General features: G+C 39.0%; 21 protein-coding genes (1 of these 21 only partly in view). 13 read left to right on the top strand and 8 right to left on the bottom strand.

Features of this window, described 5'->3' with window-relative positions; translation table 11 throughout:
- The first annotated feature begins 130 nt into the window (after window positions 1-130).
- From MHH37_RS15440 to MHH37_RS15430, 3 genes are all read left to right on the top strand, one after another.
- Window positions 131-1,342, top strand: a complete 1,212-nt coding sequence (locus MHH37_RS15440) for an NAD(P)/FAD-dependent oxidoreductase (RefSeq protein ID WP_342573673.1) — start codon at window positions 131-133, stop codon at window positions 1,340-1,342.
- Between the two features lie 149 nt (window positions 1,343-1,491).
- A complete protein-coding gene (locus tag MHH37_RS15435; protein ID WP_342573672.1) occupies window positions 1,492-1,989 on the top strand; it encodes an NUDIX hydrolase in 498 nt (165 codons plus the stop codon).
- Between the two features lie 123 nt (window positions 1,990-2,112).
- Complete coding sequence (locus MHH37_RS15430) at window positions 2,113-2,439, top strand: YuiB family protein (protein WP_008408831.1); 327 nt, start codon at window positions 2,113-2,115, stop codon at window positions 2,437-2,439.
- Between the two features lie 76 nt (window positions 2,440-2,515).
- On the opposite strand, the gene MHH37_RS15425 is transcribed toward MHH37_RS15430, so the two are convergent.
- A complete protein-coding gene (locus tag MHH37_RS15425; protein ID WP_081483423.1) occupies window positions 2,516-2,995 on the bottom strand; it encodes a divergent PAP2 family protein in 480 nt (159 codons plus the stop codon).
- A gap of 158 nt (window positions 2,996-3,153) precedes the next feature.
- On the opposite strand from MHH37_RS15425, the gene MHH37_RS15420 reads away from it, so the two are divergent.
- The 3 genes from MHH37_RS15420 to MHH37_RS15410 all read left to right on the top strand — a co-directional run bounded on the left by MHH37_RS15420 (window position 3,154) and on the right by MHH37_RS15410 (window position 5,632).
- Window positions 3,154-4,653, top strand: coding sequence for a leucyl aminopeptidase (locus tag MHH37_RS15420; RefSeq protein WP_342573671.1), 1,500 nt, complete (start codon window positions 3,154-3,156; stop codon window positions 4,651-4,653).
- A 120-nt stretch (window positions 4,654-4,773) separates the two neighbouring features.
- Window positions 4,774-4,977, top strand: coding sequence for a hypothetical protein (locus MHH37_RS15415; RefSeq protein ID WP_008408834.1), 204 nt, complete (start codon window positions 4,774-4,776; stop codon window positions 4,975-4,977).
- A 94-nt stretch (window positions 4,978-5,071) separates the two neighbouring features.
- Complete coding sequence (locus tag MHH37_RS15410) at window positions 5,072-5,632, top strand: YufK family protein (protein ID WP_008408837.1); 561 nt, start codon at window positions 5,072-5,074, stop codon at window positions 5,630-5,632.
- 65 nt (window positions 5,633-5,697) lie between these two features.
- On the opposite strand, the gene MHH37_RS15405 is transcribed toward MHH37_RS15410, so the two are convergent.
- Window positions 5,698-7,548, bottom strand: coding sequence for a transglycosylase domain-containing protein (locus tag MHH37_RS15405; protein WP_342573670.1), 1,851 nt, complete (start codon window positions 7,546-7,548; stop codon window positions 5,698-5,700).
- Between the two features lie 122 nt (window positions 7,549-7,670).
- Window positions 7,671-8,888, bottom strand: coding sequence for an MFS transporter (locus MHH37_RS15400; protein WP_155889521.1), 1,218 nt, complete (start codon window positions 8,886-8,888; stop codon window positions 7,671-7,673).
- A gap of 187 nt (window positions 8,889-9,075) precedes the next feature.
- Between MHH37_RS15400 and MHH37_RS15395 the strand changes: the two genes are divergently transcribed.
- Together MHH37_RS15395 and MHH37_RS15390 are read left to right on the top strand one after the other, a co-directional pair.
- Window positions 9,076-9,663: a peptidylprolyl isomerase gene (locus MHH37_RS15395; protein ID WP_008408840.1), complete on the top strand. Its 588-nt coding sequence runs from the start codon at window positions 9,076-9,078 to the stop codon at window positions 9,661-9,663.
- Between the two features lie 22 nt (window positions 9,664-9,685).
- Window positions 9,686-9,931 (top strand): hypothetical protein, encoded by a 246-nt coding sequence (locus tag MHH37_RS15390; protein WP_008408841.1) that lies wholly within the window; start codon window positions 9,686-9,688, stop codon window positions 9,929-9,931.
- Window positions 9,932-9,997: 66 nt separating this feature from the next.
- Here the strand turns inward: MHH37_RS15390 and MHH37_RS15385 are convergent, their stop codons facing one another.
- A complete protein-coding gene (locus MHH37_RS15385) occupies window positions 9,998-11,176 on the bottom strand; it encodes a MalY/PatB family protein (RefSeq protein ID WP_342573669.1) in 1,179 nt (392 codons plus the stop codon).
- Window positions 11,177-11,254: 78 nt separating this feature from the next.
- Here MHH37_RS15385 and MHH37_RS15380 point away from each other — a divergent pair, with 78 nt between their 5' ends.
- Complete coding sequence (locus tag MHH37_RS15380; RefSeq protein ID WP_173364534.1) at window positions 11,255-11,515, top strand: YugE family protein; 261 nt, start codon at window positions 11,255-11,257, stop codon at window positions 11,513-11,515.
- Between the two features lie 36 nt (window positions 11,516-11,551).
- Here MHH37_RS15380 and MHH37_RS15375 read toward each other — a convergent pair whose 3' ends face one another.
- Together MHH37_RS15375 and MHH37_RS15370 are read right to left on the bottom strand one after the other, a co-directional pair.
- Entirely contained in the window at window positions 11,552-11,758 is a 207-nt protein-coding gene (locus MHH37_RS15375) for a helix-turn-helix transcriptional regulator (RefSeq protein WP_008408845.1), read from the bottom strand.
- 111 nt (window positions 11,759-11,869) lie between these two features.
- The gene (locus MHH37_RS15370; protein WP_342573668.1) at window positions 11,870-13,198 is read right to left on the bottom strand and encodes a sodium-dependent transporter; all 1,329 of its coding nucleotides are present in this window, start codon (window positions 13,196-13,198) and stop codon (window positions 11,870-11,872) included.
- 246 nt (window positions 13,199-13,444) lie between these two features.
- Between MHH37_RS15370 and yugI the strand changes: the two genes are divergently transcribed.
- The 3 genes from yugI to MHH37_RS15355 all read left to right on the top strand — a co-directional run bounded on the left by yugI (window position 13,445) and on the right by MHH37_RS15355 (window position 16,526).
- Window positions 13,445-13,819: a S1 domain-containing post-transcriptional regulator GSP13 gene (yugI, locus tag MHH37_RS15365; RefSeq protein WP_008408849.1), complete on the top strand. Its 375-nt coding sequence runs from the start codon at window positions 13,445-13,447 to the stop codon at window positions 13,817-13,819.
- A 230-nt stretch (window positions 13,820-14,049) separates the two neighbouring features.
- Window positions 14,050-15,294 (top strand): Glu/Leu/Phe/Val dehydrogenase, encoded by a 1,245-nt coding sequence (locus tag MHH37_RS15360; RefSeq protein ID WP_008408851.1) that lies wholly within the window; start codon window positions 14,050-14,052, stop codon window positions 15,292-15,294.
- Window positions 15,295-15,362: 68 nt separating this feature from the next.
- Entirely contained in the window at window positions 15,363-16,526 is a 1,164-nt protein-coding gene (locus MHH37_RS15355) for an iron-containing alcohol dehydrogenase (protein WP_342576278.1), read from the top strand.
- Between the two features lie 60 nt (window positions 16,527-16,586).
- Here MHH37_RS15355 and MHH37_RS15350 read toward each other — a convergent pair whose 3' ends face one another.
- Window positions 16,587-17,576 (bottom strand): cation diffusion facilitator family transporter, encoded by a 990-nt coding sequence (locus MHH37_RS15350; RefSeq protein ID WP_065216286.1) that lies wholly within the window; start codon window positions 17,574-17,576, stop codon window positions 16,587-16,589.
- 14 nt (window positions 17,577-17,590) lie between these two features.
- On the bottom strand, window positions 17,591-18,310 hold the full coding sequence (locus MHH37_RS15345) for an MgtC/SapB family protein (RefSeq protein ID WP_008408857.1): 720 nt from the start codon (window positions 18,308-18,310) through the stop codon (window positions 17,591-17,593).
- 141 nt (window positions 18,311-18,451) lie between these two features.
- On the opposite strand from MHH37_RS15345, the gene MHH37_RS15340 reads away from it, so the two are divergent.
- Window positions 18,452-18,768: the beginning of a DMT family transporter gene (locus tag MHH37_RS15340; RefSeq protein WP_065216285.1), read on the top strand. Its footprint extends 574 nt past the window's final position; the window shows 317 of its 891 coding nt (coding positions 1-317); it begins with the start codon at window positions 18,452-18,454; its stop codon lies off the right edge, out of view.

Raw genomic sequence — 18,768 nt, 5'->3', positions numbered from 1 at the left:
TGTTTGAAATCGCGCAGGAAAAACGCTACTATTATGTTAGTATTTCAGTAATAAACCGTTTACTGGCGTTCTATAAAAATAGCCAATAGATTTATAGCGCCGGTTCATTAAAATGAAGGGGTTTGATTGAATGAAGAGACCGACTATTTTAGTATTGGGCGCGGGGTACGGGGGATTAACTACAATTGTAAATCTTCAAAAGTTAATCAATTCACACGAAGCAGAAATTATTTTAGTGAACAAAAACGACTATCATTATGAAACAACTTGGCTGCATGAAGTAGGGGCAGGTACGATTTCACCGGATAAAGCACGTTATCCGATTTCAAAAGTGATTAATGACAATGTAACGTTTGTCATCGCAAATGTAGAAAACATTGATGTCAACACAAAGAAAGTAGAGACATCTGCCGGTGAGTTTACGTATGATTATTTAGTGATCGGCTTAGGATTCGAAGGGGAAACATTCGGAATTCCCGGCCTGAAGGAACATGCATTATCATTGACGAATATTAATACCGCTCGCCAAGTCCGTGAGCATATCGAATATCAGTTTGCTTCTTGGATTTTGGATGAAGTAAAAGACGACAGTAAGCTTACGATTGTCGTAGGCGGTGCCGGTTTTACAGGAATTGAATTTTTAGGGGAGCTCGGTAACCGGATTCCTGAACTATGCAGAGAATTTGATATCCCACAGGAAAAAGTACGCCTTCTTTGCGTAGAGGCAGCACCGACTGTATTACCAGGATTTGATCCGGAGTTAGTCGATTATGCACAGGAACAGTTACGTAAAAAAGGTGTGGAATTTTCAATCGGTACACCTATTGTGGAAGCAACTGCAGAAGGTGTGAAAATTAAAAAGGACGAAGGAAACACGGAATTCATTAAAGCCGGTACCGTTGTTTGGGCTGCGGGAGTACGTGGAAATGCTTTAATCGAGTCTTCCGGTATTGAATCAAACCGTGCACGTATTGCAGTTCATGAAGATATGCGCGCACCGGGCTTTGACGATGTCTTTATCGTAGGAGACTGTGCATTTTTACTGAATGAGGAAACTGGCAGACCTTATCCGCCAACAGCTCAAATTGCGATGCAGCAAGGTGCTATTATTGCGAAAAATATTAAACATATAATGAATGATGAACCGACAGAAGTATTTGTTTACGATGATAAGGGGGCTGTTTGTTCATTAGGTCAGGAAGATGCAATCGGAACAGCATTCGGTCGTAAATTTACAGGTAAACCTGCATCCGCGTTAAAGAAAGTCGTAGACGACCGCGCATTATATTTAGTCGGCGGTGTCGGCTTAACATTGAAAAAAGGGAAATTCAAATTTATATAAACAAACTTCAAACTTGCAAACGAGTGTATAACGCATCCTTTGCAAGTTTTTTTATCCCACATTCAAGTATTATTATCTAACCAGGAGAAAAGGATAAGCGGGAGACTAGCTACCCGACCTTATCAGCATAGCAAAGGGGATTGATGTTAATGAAAAAGGATCGTGGAAAAGTATGGCTTGGAGTGGCTGCAATTGTAGAAGATTCAGCAGGAGAGTGGCTGCTCGTCAAAAAAACATATGGGGGACTAAAAGGGGCATGGTCCCTACCGGCAGGATTTGTCCAGCCAGCCGAAACCGTTACGAATGCTGTCACGCGTGAAGTGTTGGAGGAGACGGGAATTGTTTGTGAAGTAAAGGGACTAGTGGGTTTCCGTTCCGGTGTAATTTTGAATGATATTAGTGACAATATGGCGATTTTTTATTGTAAGCCAGTCGATAATGACCAGCCATTTACTTTGCAGGAAAGAGAAATCGGTGAAGCATGCTGGATGGCACCAAATGAGATTATCCATCATGAACTGTCATCGGTCATGCTCAGAGAAATGGCTAACCAGCATGCAGCACAACATATTCACCCGATTATTGAAGGTGTGAACCCGGGGGATGTATTTGGCTATAGCGAATATCATCTATTTTTCAAAAAATAAAACTATTTACTTTATGAAGGAATTTTAACAATATTAGTATTCTATACGTTATTTTGGATGTTGAATTGAAAGGACCCGTTATATCATGTAAAATTATGATAGATTAATGGGGGTATACATAACATGAATGATGTTTCGTTAGTACAAGTAATCATTTCCGTCGTATTATTTTTTGTCATGTTTTTCGGAATCGGCTTTTTATTGAATATGTTATTGCGGATGACATGGTTGATGGCAATTGTCTATCCGGTTGTCGTAGTTTTTATCATTGATGAAGTAAGTTTTTTAGATTATTTCTTTAAAGCGGGGACAGCATTTCCGGCTTTAATCGATAAAATTCAGGCATTACAGCTCGTTGATATCATCATCTTAGCTGGTGGTTTTGGCGGGGCAATCGTATCCGGCTTTGTCATGATTGCACTGCGAAAAGCAGGATATCGCATGTTTTAGGTTACTTCAGCGGATTGCCTGCAAAAAAATATGGAGGTATGTTAAAGCCGGTTTGGCCTTTAACATACCTCCTATTTTATAATATTTGAATGGTGTACCATAAAGCAGCAAAAACAATCCCTGCAAATCCTCCGACGAATACTTCACTTTTTTTATGACCTAATAATGTTTTTAAATCCTCTATTTTTTCTTGCTCATTCATTTCCGGCCAGCGCTTAATTTCATCAAAAAACAACCGAAGATCGTGGCGCAGTTCGTTTAAAACTGCAGCATGTTGTCCAGCCTGAAAGCGTACATGACTCGCATCGTACATGACAATTCCTGCCAGCATCGCTGCAACAGCAAAAGTCGGTGAATCGAATCCGGTCTCAATACCAACTGCCGTAGCAACACTTGTCACAGCTGCAGAATGGGAACTCGGCATTCCGCCAGTAGATGTCAGCAAGCTCCAATCCACTTTTCTCGTTATGATAAAATGAATCGGTACTTTTAAAACTTGCGCAAAAATAATCGCAAAAACCCCAAGCCAAAGTGGCGTATTTTGTAGAAGTTCGATAAATTACACCTACTTTCCCCTCATTGCTATAATTATATCATTTTCCCTACATTCGTTTGAATTTAAACTCACAGAAAAATAAAAATTATTGGATGTTTCGTTACCCGAATTAAACAGTTTTGTATATAATAAAACTATACATTAGGAGGTTTTAAACTATGAATATTGAATCAGCAGCTAAAACATTTGAAACACAAACTTCTGAAACATTGATTATCGGAGTACAAAAACATCGTGAGCAAATGAAAAACTGGTCAGCGTTTAGTGAATTTTATGGAGATGTCATTGACACATGGCTTCATGCAGGCGAAATTTCGTCGGACGTTAAAAAAATTACGAAATTGCCGTATTCGGGCAGTCATTCTTCACTTAAACGTATTTACTTTGTCGGTCTCGGTGAACGCAAAAATATAACAGCGAACGAATTACGTGAAGTATTTGCATCCGTTGGTAAAGAACTGAAAGCGGCAAAAGTAAGCGACGCGGCAGTTTGGGTAGAATCTTTTACAACAGATCAGTTGGAAGAAGCGGAAGTCGCGTATTTAGCTGGTGAAGGTTTGAATTTAGGTTATTATTCCGTACAAAATTATAAAACGTCTTCAAATGAGCCGAATACGTATTTTGATCAAATCCAATTTGTGACGGAAGCAAATATGGAAGATGTCATTGGAAACTTTGAAGTCGGGAAAATTTATGCGGATGCTGTAAATGAAGCGCGTACATTAATCAACTTACCTCCTAATTTACTGACAGCAAGTGACTTAGCAGACTATGCAACAGAGCTTGCCAATATTTATGGCTTAGAAGTCGAAGTATTAAATAAAGCCCAAATGGAAGAATTGGGTATGGGCGGTATTTTATCTGTCAATAAAGGGTCTGTAGAAGAGCCACGTTTAATTACACTGAAATACCAAGGAAAACCTGAATGGGAAGATGTCATCGGCTTTGTCGGAAAAGGGGTAACATACGATACAGGCGGCTACTCATTAAAACCGCGTGAAGGCATGGTCGGCATGAAAGGTGATATGGGCGGTGCTGCTGCCGTTCTTGGTGCAATGCGCATTATCGGTGAAACTCGCCCGAAACAAAATGTCGTTGCGGTCATCGGTTCTACAGACAATATGGTATCAGGGGATGCATTTAAGCCGGATGATGTCATTACAATGTACAACGGCAAAACAGTGGAAGTATTAAATACAGATGCAGAAGGCCGTTTAGTATTGGCAGATGCCATGACATATGCAAAACAGCAAGGTGCCAACTATTTAATCGATGTTGCAACATTAACGGGTGGCGTAATTGTAGCATTAGGGAAAGATAAAACAGGTGCTTTAACAAATAACGAGGAATTTTTCGAAGAGTTTATGGGTGCGGCGCTTGAAACAGGCGAGTTTGTATGGCGCTTACCATTAACAGAAAGCGATAAAAAGCGTATTCGTAAATCGGAAGTTGCAGATTTAAATAACTCGCCGGGTCGTGACGGCCATATGATTTTCGGCGGTGGCTTTGTTGGAGAGTTTGCAGAGGGTACGCCTTGGGTTCATCTTGATATTGCAGGGACATCCGATGCGGATGCACCGCATGCATTAGGACCAAAAGGCGGCACAGGCGCAATGGTGCGTACTTTGGCAGCATTAGTAGAATTGCGCGATAACTAATTAATCCTCCGGGATGCTTTGCAATGAAAAACTTGCAAGGCATCTTTTTCATTTTTAGGCGGGTGACTAGCGGCTCTCATAATTATGAATACACTATTCATAAGGGAGGAGGACATGAACATGGTTAATCGCTATAATCCAGGTTTTGGATTCGGATATCCATTTGGGGTTCCGTTTTTAGGGAGCTTTTTAGGAGGTTTTTTAGGAGGTTCATTGAATAATCGTTACGGACCATATCCGCCGTATTATCAACCGTATCCGCCTAATTACTACTATCCACCTTATTATCCGCGCTATCCGCGCTATCCGAGACGCTACTGGTAAGTATGCGGAAGTTGATAAGGAGAGGCTTGCTCGTCCCCTCATAGTTAGCTATGATGAGAAAGAGAAATATTACGAGTTTTGAGGGACCAAAATTATGAAAAATCCATATTTATATGGCTACTTACCATTCATTACAATCATTTTATTCAGTTTTTCTTTCAGTATGTTAGCCATATCAGAATCACTACAATTGCTTCATGCAATCGGCGTCTATAATGGAATGCGTGAATTTTTATCGGATTTGGAGCTGCGTTTCGTATTACTGATTGTATTTGTACTACTATTTTTCATGATTTTTTCAGCATTGAAGCTGATCGGGGAAACGATTCATGAGCTTGGAATGCTGTTCTTCTCAAAAGATAAAGAAGGGCAAACGATCCATGCAGCACGCGGTGGATATGTCATCTTCTTTTTTGGAGCATTTGCTTCGGTAATTGGAAGTCAATCCTTACTAATTTTAGTCGGCATTTTTGTGTTCACGATTTTTTGTTATTTTATTTATAACGTTTATAAGAAGAGTCAGTACATGTCCATTGCAGGTGTGATCGGTTTAATCTTTTTTGAAGTACTTACCTGGTTTCTTTTACTGGCTCTTGTCGTCTATGCCGTTATTAAGCTGTACAACGGGATTCTCGCGAGCTTACCGTTCGCATAGTATAAAAAAAGCTTGTTAGGATTTAGCGGGGGAGGTGCGCTATTTAAAACTAACAAGCTTTTTTTTTATTCTGTTATTGCATTGAATATAGAAAAATGAATTTTTGCGCGTTCGATTGCTTCCATTGAACGAGGCTGATCATAACCGATCCATACAGCTGCCGTATAATCATTCGTCAACCCAGCAACCCAATAATCTTTAAATTCATTCGTCGTTCCGGTCTTGGCTCCGATATAGCCGGATGAGCTATAAAGACCTCGCCCGGTACCGGTAGCCACCGTTTCATTCAAAAGGCTGCGCATCGTTTTCGTTGTCGATGCAGACCATATTTCCTCCCGTTTGTGCGACCAGCTAAAAATCGTTTCCCCTGTTAAATCCGTTACTTTCCGAATGCTATGGACAGGCAGGTAATAGCCATCGATAAAGCTGGAGTATGCATCGGCCATTTCCAGTGAAGTCACACCATATGTTAATCCGCCCAATGCTGCGGCAAATGTCCGGTCTTTTTCTATGATCGATTCGAAATTGAAGCGGTTAATATAACGAAATGCTGTATCAACCCCTATGGAATTAAATAAACGTAAAGCACTTGTATTAATACTGTTTTTGAATGCGGTTTCCACTGTAATGTTGTTGTACCAAATGCGTCCATAGTTGTCCGGGCAGAAATTCCCGACACAGTACGGACCGCCATTTACAATCGAATAAGGCGTAGCGGAAGTTTCTTCAAAGTAAGGAGCAAACACACTGATCGGCTTAAATGCAGAACCCGGCTGTCTTGGTGATTGGAATGCACGGTGCAAGTCATGCTTTCTGTAATTCTTTCCGCCAAAAATGCTGATCACTTCACGTTTTTCATTATCAATAATCGTTGCGCTCGCCTGTAAATCCGTTTTCGGTAAAATTTGATTAATGGCTGCCTCGTCCTGCCGCTGTTTATCAGGTTGTAGCGCAGTATATACATGAACTCCTTGACGTAAAATAGCTTCTGTTTTTTTCTGCAATTCTAACTGTAGAAACTCTTTTTCCAATTTATCTGACGTATTGTCGATTTTTTCACGGTAACCCGTTTGTTCGGCAATCAGCCATTTTAGTTCTTGTAAAACGAATGTACTGTAACTCGGATATTGCTGGGCTTTTTGCTTTATATTTAACTGGATCGGTTCATTTTTAAATGTATTTGCCTCATCCGCTGTAATAACCCGATGTTCGGTTAGTTTATCGATTAATCGTTCCTGCCTGCTTTTTGTATTTTCAAAATGCACGACCGGATCATATAATGAGGGATTGTTCGGAATAGCCGAGATAAAAGCGATTTCGGCAATAGAAAGTTTTGATAACGGCCGATTGAAATAATAAGTTGCCGCAGCGCCGATTCCATATACTTGATTGCTGAAATACATTTCATTTAAGTACATTTCAAAGATTTCGTCTTTTGAAAAAGATTTTTCAATTTCGTAGGCGTAAAAAAGCTCCATTAATTTCCGCTCATATGTTTTGTCTGTTGTTAAATAACGCATGCGGACAAGCTGTTGTGTAATGGTGGAACCGCCCTGTTGGATGGACTGTTCCGATTTATTTGCGATGAGTGCACGGGCGATTGCACTCACATCAAAACCGATATGTTGATAAAAACTTTCATCTTCACTAAAAATAAATAGCTGTTTTGCGATTTCAGGAATTTCTTCCAGCGCAAGTTGCTGTGACCATTCAGTATATTCTTCACTAAAAATTTTACTGTTTGCATCATATAAAGTGATGGGCGATGTAGAAGTTACTTCAGGAAGTTCAATAGATCGCTTGATTAATTGTTCATACTGCTCCGCTTTCGCCATTTCCTTCCAAGCCGCATTACCGATTAGGAGAAGTATAGGAATGCTACATAAAATGACAAAGTAGCCGAAAAGTTGTTTCATGGATGATTGGCCCCTAACTAGGATCTTCAATAAAATTGTCCAAAATAAAAACAACAAAATGAAAACGTATCATGCGTAATCATCTGTTGTTTTTTTAAGGATACCATATAAACATTGAACATTTAACCATGTTTTTTTAACATCTCGTCCATATACTGAACTGGAAGCTTTTTCAAAAAAGACATAATGACAAAGCCGATAAAAAATAGCAGGCCGGTCGTATAAAATACGGAGTGGATTCCACCTAGGCTTGCTACAACCCCGCCTAATACCGGCCCGATTATATTGCCAAGGAAACGGAAACTCTGGTTATAGCCCATAATTTCACCTTGTACTTCAATTGGTGCTTCACGGCGAATAAGCGCGGATGTAATCGGGATTAGACCACCGGATATAATTCCGAATAAGAACCGTAGTATGATCAGCTGCCATAACTCTGTAACGAAAGCCTGCGGAATGATGAAAATAACAGCCAATATTAACAAGTACGATAAAATCCGTTCATAACCATAATGGTCAGCTAATTTCCCCCAAAATCTTGCGAAACATATATTACCAAGCCCTGCAGCACTGAAGGTAACACCAGCGAGCATTGCTACTTCCTGAGAAGGGGTAAGTTCAGATACGTATAGGGACAGCAATGGCTGAATACTAAAGTTCCCGATCTGAATGAGAGAAGTTACGAACATAACATTTAATATGAGGCGGTGATGGAAAATGGCCCAAATTACATTTTTCCGTGAATAAATGGCATTCTTAACTTTTCGAATAATGGTCGGTTCATGAATTCCGAAAATGATAATAGTTGCTGCAATTGTAATTGTGACTGCGGTAATGAGAAATGTATATTTAAAGCCAAAAGTATCTGCCATCAAGCCTCCTAATACAGGACCGAATAATGTCCCGCCGACACTTCCCATCTGCAATGTCCCAAGCGTCTTTCCGGCAACTTCCTTTGGGGTATGTTTACTGATAAATGCAATGGAAGTAGGGATAAAGCCTGTTACAACACCCATTGCAAGTCGCAATACAAAAAACTGCTCGACATTTTGAACATAGCCCATTAAAAAGATACTTAACCCCACACCAAAACAGTTGATGATCATGATAGGTTTGTACCCGTATTTGTCAGCAATTCTCCCCCAAATCGGGGACATTAAAAATGCGGTAATAAATGTAGCCGCAAAGATTATCCCCGCCCATGTTTGGACATAATCATCGGAAAAATCACCGAGCGTATCAATATATAAAGACAAAAACGGCATAATCATCGTAACAGACGCTGCAACAATAAAGTTTGCTACTAAAATGATGATGAAATTATGTCGCATATTTTTCAAAAGTATCACATTCTTCCTTTTTTATTAAAATATAGTATAGCTTATTTCGTAATACGAAGGAAGTCCTTCGCAACATAGTGGCTTAAAATATTAGAGTTATGGTAAACTGGGACTTGGTATTAAAGGGGAAGTTTGGTTCTATACCTATACCCATCCATTCCACATTTTATTTAAAGGAGAGACAAAAATGTTTCCACAATTATCGAAAGAACTAAATCCAGGCGAAGTAATGGTAGAAATGAACACAACTATGGGTTCAATCAAAATTAAATTATTCCCGGAGCACGCACCAAAAACAGTTGAAAACTTTTTAGGTCATGCAAAATCAGGTTACTATAACGGTATTATTTTCCACCGTGTAATTCCGAACTTCATGGTTCAAGGTGGCGATCCAACTGGTACTGGTATGGGCGGCGAGTCTATTTGGGGCGGCACATTCGAAGATGAATGTGTGCCTGAGTTAATGAACATCCGCGGCGCATTATCTATGGCAAATGCGGGCCCTGGTACGAACGGTTCTCAATTCTTTATCGTTCAAGCACCACAAGTTGAAGTATCGATGTTAAAACAGATGGAAGTGCGCGGCTGGTCAAAAGATGAAGTAGAATTTTACAAACAAAACGGCGGTACACCGTGGTTAGACGGCAAACATACAGTATTTGGCCAAGTTGTTGAAGGTATGGATGTTGTTGACAATATTGTTAAAGTTGACCGAAATATGCACGATAAGCCTAAAGAAGATGTTAAGATTGAGTCAATCACAGTAATTGACTAATTTTTAAAGGACGTGTGGGCTAGTGAACCAATTTTTAATGAATTTCTCTGGTGGCTTTTTATATTTCCCGGAAGACAAATCACTTTATCTTCCAGCTGCAATTGAATTCGCTATATTACTGATTATTGTTTTTGTTACATTCCGGTTCATCCGCCGCATCGCTGCTCGCCAAGCAGCACAGGCTAAAATTTTGGAAGAACGCGCATTAAAAGAACGTGATGCGCGAATCGCTAAAGAAAACGCTAAGGAAGAATATCAAAAGCAATAATCAAAATGATGTAATAAAAATGGGGCAGTCCGGAAATTAATATTTCCAGGCTGCCCCTTTGATTCATTATTCAAATGTTGCCATCGTTCTTTTAATGCGTTCAACCCCGTCCTGCAACAGTTCGAATGGACAAGCTACATTGATACGTAAGAAGCCTCTTCCTGCTTCCCCGTATTTTGTCCCTGGATCTAGCGCAACTTGTCCTACTGATAGAAGTCGTGCCATTAGTTCCTTTTCTTCAATCCCTGTTTTACGATAGTCAATCCACATTAAATACGTCGCATCGGGAATTTCCACATCAAGTCCTTCAATAGCGTTCAATTCTTTCGCAACATATTCCATATTGTTTTTTATATAAACAAGAAGATCGTCCAACCACGCTGCTCCTTCTGAATAGACAGCCTTTACAGCAGTCGAAGCAAATGTATTTAAACCTAAATTACCGTGTGCCTGTGTATTTTTCTCGATTGCCGTAAATAGTTTACGGTCTGATGCAACAATCATTGCGGCATGAATTCCGGCAATATTAAACGTTTTTGTTGGTGCAATACATGTGATAATTTTTGCCTCGTTTGCATTCGCTAACGTTAATACAGGCGTATATGATTTTTGTATTGAAATATCCGCATGAATTTCATCGGATAATAGATAGACATCGTATTGAACACATAGTGCGACTAACTGCTCCAGCTCTTCACGGCTCCAAACAATACCGATCGGGTTATGCGGATTACATAAAACAAATAATTTAATACCGGCGCGGAATATTTCTTCAAGCTCAGCAAAATCCATCGTATAATGACCATTTTCTTCAGTTAATACACATGTTACGACTTCACGTTTCTGAGCAGCCGGTACATTGGTGAATGGTGGGTATGCTGGAGTGGACATACCGATTTTATCACCAACCTCTGTAAAGGTTTCGATAATGGTCGCGATTGCCGGCACAACACCAGGCTGGAAAATAATTGTGTTAGGATCAATCGTCCATTGGTGGCGCGTTTTATACCAATGAACAATTGCATTTTTCACATCGTTGTCAGCAAATGTATAGCCAAAGATAGGGTGCTCCAATCGAGCCTTTAGTGCTTCTGTTAAAGCTGCAGGTGGAGGGAAGTCCATATCTGCTACCCACATCGGCAGTAGTTCTGTAGTATTATCTTTCAGATTGTAAACGACATTCATCATATCCCATTTTACAGATGCGGAACCGCGACGATCATGAACTTTATTAAAAATAGACATTTGAATCCTCTTTTCTTATGATTTCTTTCAAATTATGGTATCATACTTACTATTATAAGAGGTAGTTAGGTGAATCAAATGGATAATATTGAAATGAATCAAAAATGTGTACATTTATTGGAACAGTGGGACCCTTTTAGCTACGGTACCGATAGTTATTCTACTGAAACGGCAGATGTTGTCGCTGCACTTCAAAATATTGACGATCCAACAACATTGGCAAAAGTCATTCAAAGAGTTTATGAATACTCTTTTGAACAATGGATTCCTTTTGAGCAATGTGTTGCAATCGCATATAAATTAATTGCCGTAAAATTCGAAGCGAAGTGTATTATATAAAAAGCAGGCGACCTGTAAGCTGAGGTCGCCCGCATTTTAATGTAATCCGTCAATTAAGTTCAAAACCGGAACTTCCAAAATAGTTGATAAAATTAGTATGGTTTGGGTTGAAGGAATTTGCTCACCGTTTTCGTAGGCTGTCAGTTTTTCAATACTGATTTGTGTTCGTAATGAAAGCTCTTCAATTGATAAATTCTTTTCCGAACGTAAAGTTTTCATCTGTTCCTGAAACTGCAATTTCATTTCCCATCTCCTCCCCGTATATGTTTACTATCATATGAACAACAACTTATAAAGTCCTCTAAATAATAAAAAAAACTTGTCCGATTTTTAAATCGGACAAGTTTTTCAAGTTTAACTAAAGAAAACTTTATTAATAAAGATAGCCGCAATTGAAAGTGGGGCTACATAACGTACAATAAACAACCAGCTATTATAAACAATTGGGGATGCCTGCATTTCTTCACGAGAAATTTTCTTTGAATAATAATATCCGGCAAAAATAGAAGTTAAAAAGGCACCGATCGGCATTAAAATCGCACTTGTTACATAATCAACAAAGTCAAAAATAGACCGTTCGAAAATGGTGATGTCCGATAAAATTCCGAATGACAAAGCACTGGGAATCCCGACAATAAAAATAATCGATGCTAATAACCAAGAGGCTTTTTTACGCTGAGCTGTTTTTTCTCGAATACCGATTGAAACGACCACTTCCAGTAATGCAATCGCTGATGTAACTGTTGCAAACAGGAGTAAGATGAAAAATACCAGCAATAAAAATCCGCCAAATGGCAATTGTTCAAAAACCGCTGGGATCATTATAAATACTAAGCCAGGTCCCTCTGTAGGAGAAAAGCCTAATGCGAATACTGCAGGAAATATAACAAGGCCTGCCAATAAAGAAATCGCAATATTCATACTCGCAACATTTACAGCAGAAGTTACAATTTTTTCTTTCTTAGATAAATAAGATGCGTATGTTATCATTGCCGCAACTCCAATACTAAGAGAGAAGAACGCTTGACCTAACGCTAACATTAACGTATCGCCGCTCAAGTATGACCAGTCCGGAACGAACATGAATTTAACGCCTTCCATCGCACCATCCAATGTAATAGAACGAATAAACAGTAAAATGAAAAATAAGAATAGAATCGGCATCATCCATTTACTTGCTGTTTCAATCCCGTTTTTTATTCCAGCTTGTACAATGAATAATGTTAAAAGCATGAAAGCAGCCTGTGCGATTAACACTTCCCATGGGTTTGAAATAATATCTGTGAACAAAGTGCTGAAATTAACCCCTTGACCTGTAAGTGAAAAACTAACAGCCCGAAGTATATAGCTTAATATCCAACCACCTACAACACTATAGAAGGATAATATTAACCCGCACGCAACAAGGCCAATCCAACCGATCATAAACCACGGTTTATTTGGAGCCTGCTCTTTAAAAGATGTGATCGGATCTTTTTGACCTCGTCGTCCAATCATAAATTCTGCGATTAATATCGGTAAACCAATTAAAATAGTACATAGAACAAACAAAATAATAAATACACTACCGCCATTCGTGCCCGCCATATAGGGGAACTTCCAAATCGCGCCAAGACCGATTGCGCTTCCTGCTGCCGCAAGTATGAATCCTATCTTAGATGTAAATTGATCTCTAGATGACAAAAAAAACCCTCCTCATATATATGCAAGTACTCATTTTACAGTACGATTCACGTATTTAGCAAAAAGTTTTTTGAATTTATTGAATCTGCAAATTGAAGGAGAAGAAATTTTTACATTATTTTAGATAGACTCTTATTTAATGACTTAAAAACGCTAGATTAAAGCGATTCTTTGTTACAGCTCGTCTCATATGTTATAATTTAACATGACATTTACGTATATACGAAAAGAAGGTAGGAACAACGTATGACAAAAAAAATTGAAGTGGGTGACGTGCTAACGGGTAAAGTGACAGGAATTCAACCATACGGAGCTTTTGTTGCTTTAGATGAATATACGCAGGGACTTGTGCATATTTCAGAAATCACATACGGTTTTGTGAAGGATGTAAGTGATTTTTTATCCGTCGGGGATGAAATAGAAGTTAAAGTTCTGGATGTGGATACAGATCAAAAAAAAATAAGCTTATCGATACGCGAGCTGCAGGAAGTACCGTTCCACCGAAGAAGGGATATGCCGCCACGGCGTTCTTTACAAGATCGGGTCGATGAAGTGGATGCGGATGGATTTCAAATTTTAAAGGAAAAATTGAAAGATTGGATCGAACAATCAGGACATTAAGCAGGACATGTTCAATTTATTTTTAATAAGTTGGACATGTTTTTTTTATGGAGACAATAGGTCAGTTTTGAGCAAATTTCATGAAAAAAGCGCTTTCTTCGTTAATTATCAAAGGAATTGTTAAAAGTGTATAAAATGTGGCTAAATATTTAACAAACTCTGAATAAAGTATGTTACAATGTTGGCGGAAAGACCCAAATACATCAAAATTTAAAGAGGCGAATGATAAAATGGCTGAAAATTTGAACTTATTTACATCAACTCAAGAAGTAATTCATGAGGCATTAAATAAACTAGGCTATGACGAAGCAATGTATGAATTACTGAAAGAACCACTTCGTATGTTGACTGTGCGTATTCCTGTAAAAATGGATGACGGTACGACAAAAGTATTTACTGGTTACCGTGCACAGCATAATGATGCAGTAGGTCCAACAAAAGGTGGCGTACGCTTCCACCCGATGGTATCGGAAGAAGAAGTGAAAGCGCTTTCGATGTGGATGACGTTAAAATGCGGTATTGTTGACCTTCCATATGGTGGAGGGAAAGGTGGCGTTATCTGTGACCCACGCGAAATGTCAATGGGTGAAATTGAACGATTAAGCCGCGGCTATGTTCGTGCCATTAGTCAAGTAGTTGGTCCGACGAAGGATATTCCGGCACCAGACGTATTTACAAATGCTCAAATTATGGCTTGGATGATGGATGAGTACAGCCGAATGGATGAATTTAACTCGCCAGGATTCATTACAGGTAAACCAATCGTTCTTGGCGGTTCACAAGGTCGCGACCGTGCAACTGCAGAAGGTGTTACAATTGTGATCGAAGAAGCTGCAAAAAAACGCAATATCGATATTAAAGGCGCACGAGTGGTTATTCAAGGCTTCGGTAACGCAGGTAGTTTCTTAGCGAAGTTTATGAGTGATTTAGGAGCGAAAGTTATCGGTATTTCAGATGCACACGGTGCGTTGCATGATCCGAATGGTTTGGATATCGATTACTTATTAGATCGCCGCGATTCATTTGGAACGGTTACTACATTGTTTGAAAATACAATTTCAAACAAAGAGCTTTTGGAACTGGATTGCGATATTTTAGTGCCTGCTGCTATTGAAAATCAAATTACAGCGGACAACGCACATCAAATTAAAGCAAACATCGTTGTAGAAGCAGCGAACGGTCCAACTACAGCTGAAGCAACTAAAATTTTAACAGAGCGCGGTATTTTGCTTGTTCCGGATGTTTTAGCGTCTGCTGGTGGTGTAACGGTATCTTACTTCGAATGGGTACAAAACAATATGGGTTATTATTGGACGGAAGAAGAAGTACGTGAAAAATTATATTCAAAAATGATTGCTGCATTTGAAAATGTTTATACAACAGCTCAAAACCGTAATATTAACATGCGTTTGGCTGCATATATGGTTGGTGTTCGCCGCACTGCCGAGGCCTCTCGCTTCCGTGGATGGGTATAAACATTATATTATTAAGTCTCACTCCTATTATTGGAGTGGGACTTTTTTGAAAATAGGGGGAACTAATGATGAACGAATTTTCATTTTATAATCCAGTAAAGATTCATTTTGGTAAAGGGAGTATTGAACATTTAAGAAAAGAACTTCCGCAATACGGAAAAAATATATTAATCGTTTATGGTGGGGGAAGTATTAAATCGAATGGTGTATACGATGATATTATGGCCATTTTAAATGACTTGAACATGAATGTATTTGAGTTATCAGGTGTCGAACCAAACCCTCGTGTAGAAACAGCACGTAAAGGTATTGAAATTTGTAAAGAAAATCAGATTGATATCGTGTTGGCGGTAGGGGGCGGTTCGGTCATTGACTGCTCTAAGTTAATCGTTGCAGGTGCAAAAGTGGAGGCGGATGCCTGGGATATCGTAACTAGAAAAGTTATGGCAACTGAAGCATTACCATTAGCGACAGTCCTGACATTAGCAGCGACAGCATCTGAAATGAACTCAGGTTCGGTTATTACGAACTTAGAAACAAAAGAGAAGTATGGTTGGGGTAGCCCGGCAACTTTCCCGAAATTCTCGATTTTAGATCCATCCTATACTTATTCAGTGCCGGCAAACCAAACGGTAAATGGTGTTGTTGATACAATGTCTCATATCTTTGAACAGTATTTCAACAATGCTACAAACACACCGATTACAGATGAAATGAGCGAAGGGATTTTACGTACGCTGATCGATGTTGCACCAAAAACATTGAAAGATCCGTCTAACTATGAGCATCGCGAAACATTAATGCTTGCAGGAACAATCGGCCTAAATGGTTTCCTGGCATTAGGCTCACGCGGTGACTGGGCAACGCATAATATTGAGCATGCGGTATCAGCATATTACGATATTGCACATGCAAGCGGCTTAGCTATTTTATTCCCGAACTGGATGAAGCATAATTTACATGTGAATCCTTCCCGTTTTGCAAAATTAGCTGTAAATGTATTCAATATTGATCCGACAAACAAATCAGAGGAACAAGTTGGTTTGGAAGGTATTGAAGCATTATCAGCGTTTTGGACATCTCTTGGTGCCCCGAATCGCTTAGCTGACTATGATATTGATGCTACACACTTCGAAGAAATGGTTGAGCATTGCCTAGTATATGGTCCATTCGGCAACTTCAATAAACTTGAAGCAGAGGATGTACGCAAAATTTTAGAAATGTCTTTATAAGAACGTGAAAAAAAGGAAGCGGTCGGATAGTGGGACCAGCTTCCTTTTTACTTGATTCAATTAAATCATGCCTTTTTCTGATTCGGGTTTTGTAGCGATATGTGTCCAGCTGCGTTCTCCATTATCCTCATCGAACGCCAACGTAACTTTTGTCACACCTTTTTGGTTTAACAGCAGTGTAGTTAAATGGTCGCGTACATCATCTAAATAAGCGAGAGACAAACTTGGATCTGTTTCCGCAATAAGTTCAACATGTAAGAATTCGCCTTCTTTAATTACTTCAAGTCGTGCGATATCTGTTACATGAGGATCTTCCATCACAAGATTTCCGATATGCACAAGCATTTCCTCATCAGTTTCTCCAATTGCCCCACGTGCATTATCTAAAAAGACACGGCCAACTACGTAAAACATCATTAAACCGATTACCATTGAAATAAATCCTTCTAATCGGTAAAATTCGGTGAAATATGCTATAACAATTGCTAAAAACGCTAGGACATTACCTGAAGTCGCCACTAAGTCTTCCATCCATACAAGCTTTGTCGCTGGTTTTGCACGCTTTAAATATTTTGCAGACTGGAATATTATTATCCCTTTAGGTTCTACGCTAACTTCATGAAGCACTTCTTTTGCAGCTTTATTTAAAACAAAACCTTCTAGAATGATACCAATTGCCAATACACCAAGAGCAATCAAAACTCCTGAAGATTCCGTTGCAGGATGCATAAAATGATGCCATCCTTCTTTAATTGTTTCATATGAAAGGATTGCTACAATTAAAACGGCGCCCAAACAGACTAAGTTAACTATACGTCCGTAACCATTTGGGAATTTTGGAGTAGGAGCCTTTTTTGCTAGGGCAGAGCCTATGAATACGAAAAATTGGTTTGCAGCATCCCCGAAAGAGTGCATCATTTCGGCGAACATCGCAACATTTCCAGTAAAGAAGAACGCAACTCCTTTAATCGTTCCTAAAAATGTATTGACGAATGCAGCGAGTAATGACGGTTTATTACCATCCTTGAGTAATTTAAATAGTTCTCCCATTGCGTTTTCCTCCGTTAATCTAAATATTCTATTTTAATATTTCTTACATAATCCAACTTTCGCAGCCGGTTGTAAAGTTCGATTGTATGATTCGTTTCGACGGTCGACAATCGTATATCGATTTCGTGCAACAGCTTATCAGAAAATGGTACATCCCTGATTGAAATATTATCAATATACATATCATGCTCCCTCAAATAATCCACGAGGTTTTTTATATTATCTGCTTGGTCGGTATTGATAATTAAAGACACTTCACGCATTCTTAGACGTTTTGGACCGAATCTAAACAGAAAAGGTGCCAGTAGTTCAATGCCCAGTACGACAATAATCACAGTAATAAAAGCTTCAATATAAAAGCCAGCTCCTACGGCAATTCCGATTCCGGCTGCTCCCCAAATCATTGCTGCTGTTGTAAGACCCGTTATACTGTCATTCCCCTTACGCAAAATAACACCAGCACCTAAAAAACCAATACCACTTACAATTTGTGCGGCTAATCGCAATGGATCCATCGTAATGTTAATATCGTCTCGTGCAGGTGTTGAATAGGCAGTCTCAATTGAGATAATCGTAAGTAAACAACTAAACGTTGCAATAACTAAACTTGTCTTTAGACCGACTGGCTTCTTTTTCAATTCCCTTTCGATACCAATAATTAAACTTAGTGTAGCCGCAATTAATAATTTTAATAAAATTTCTAACGTAAATTTATCATTCGCTAACCATTCCATATCCAAACATCTCCTTCATGTTAAATGGAATTCAAATCCTATCGAAAAATAATTCTTAATAAGGTATAGTTTGATAATGTGATATGAGGTATCGCAAAATATTTCGTATTAGATAATATATTATAGAAAGAAGGGATTTTAGTGGAAAAACCACCAATCCACCCGTATATCCCTATTATTATTGGGGTAATCTCTGTTTCCCTTTCTGCGATTTTTGTAAAACTTTCAAGTGCAGATGCTGGAGTTATTGCCTTTTACCGTATGCTGTTTTCGATAATGATTATGCTCCCGTGGTTTTTGATGAAATATAAAAATGAAATAAAAGTGCTGTCAAAACGCGATTGGATCTTTTCATCAATCGCAGGGGTATTTTTATCATTTCATTTTATTTTATGGTTTGAATCATTAAATTACACTTCTGTAGCCAGTTCTACAGTGTTAGTAACAATGCAGCCGCT

Source organism: Solibacillus sp. FSL K6-1781 (assembly GCF_038630735.1).
Taxonomy (GTDB): domain Bacteria; phylum Bacillota; class Bacilli; order Bacillales_A; family Planococcaceae; genus Solibacillus; species Solibacillus silvestris.
Note: the sequence above shows the minus strand (reverse complement) of the source record. Positions and strands in the feature narration are given on the sequence as shown.

Bases quoted from the DNA above. Each gene is read 5' to 3' on its own strand.
- yugI (WP_008408849.1), top strand. From the start codon at position 13,445: ATGACAAAAAAAATTGAAGTGGGTGACGTGCTAACGGGTAAAGTGACA.
- MHH37_RS15440 (WP_342573673.1), top strand. From the start codon at position 131: ATGAAGAGACCGACTATTTTAGTATTGGGCGCGGGGTACGGGGGATTA.
- MHH37_RS15435 (WP_342573672.1), top strand. From the start codon at position 1,492: ATGAAAAAGGATCGTGGAAAAGTATGGCTTGGAGTGGCTGCAATTGTA.
- MHH37_RS15420 (WP_342573671.1), top strand. From the start codon at position 3,154: ATGAATATTGAATCAGCAGCTAAAACATTTGAAACACAAACTTCTGAA.
- MHH37_RS15345 (WP_008408857.1), bottom strand. From the start codon at position 18,310: ATGGAATGGTTAGCGAATGATAAATTTACGTTAGAAATTTTATTAAAA.
- MHH37_RS15405 (WP_342573670.1), bottom strand. From the start codon at position 7,548: ATGAAACAACTTTTCGGCTACTTTGTCATTTTATGTAGCATTCCTATA.
- MHH37_RS15355 (WP_342576278.1), top strand. From the start codon at position 15,363: ATGAACGAATTTTCATTTTATAATCCAGTAAAGATTCATTTTGGTAAA.
- MHH37_RS15415 (WP_008408834.1), top strand. From the start codon at position 4,774: ATGGTTAATCGCTATAATCCAGGTTTTGGATTCGGATATCCATTTGGG.
- MHH37_RS15375 (WP_008408845.1), bottom strand. From the start codon at position 11,758: ATGAAATTGCAGTTTCAGGAACAGATGAAAACTTTACGTTCGGAAAAG.
- MHH37_RS15350 (WP_065216286.1), bottom strand. From the start codon at position 17,576: ATGGGAGAACTATTTAAATTACTCAAGGATGGTAATAAACCGTCATTA.
- MHH37_RS15360 (WP_008408851.1), top strand. From the start codon at position 14,050: ATGGCTGAAAATTTGAACTTATTTACATCAACTCAAGAAGTAATTCAT.
- MHH37_RS15395 (WP_008408840.1), top strand. From the start codon at position 9,076: ATGTTTCCACAATTATCGAAAGAACTAAATCCAGGCGAAGTAATGGTA.
- MHH37_RS15385 (WP_342573669.1), bottom strand. From the start codon at position 11,176: ATGTCTATTTTTAATAAAGTTCATGATCGTCGCGGTTCCGCATCTGTA.
- MHH37_RS15380 (WP_173364534.1), top strand. From the start codon at position 11,255: ATGGATAATATTGAAATGAATCAAAAATGTGTACATTTATTGGAACAG.
- MHH37_RS15410 (WP_008408837.1), top strand. From the start codon at position 5,072: ATGAAAAATCCATATTTATATGGCTACTTACCATTCATTACAATCATT.
- MHH37_RS15430 (WP_008408831.1), top strand. From the start codon at position 2,113: ATGAATGATGTTTCGTTAGTACAAGTAATCATTTCCGTCGTATTATTT.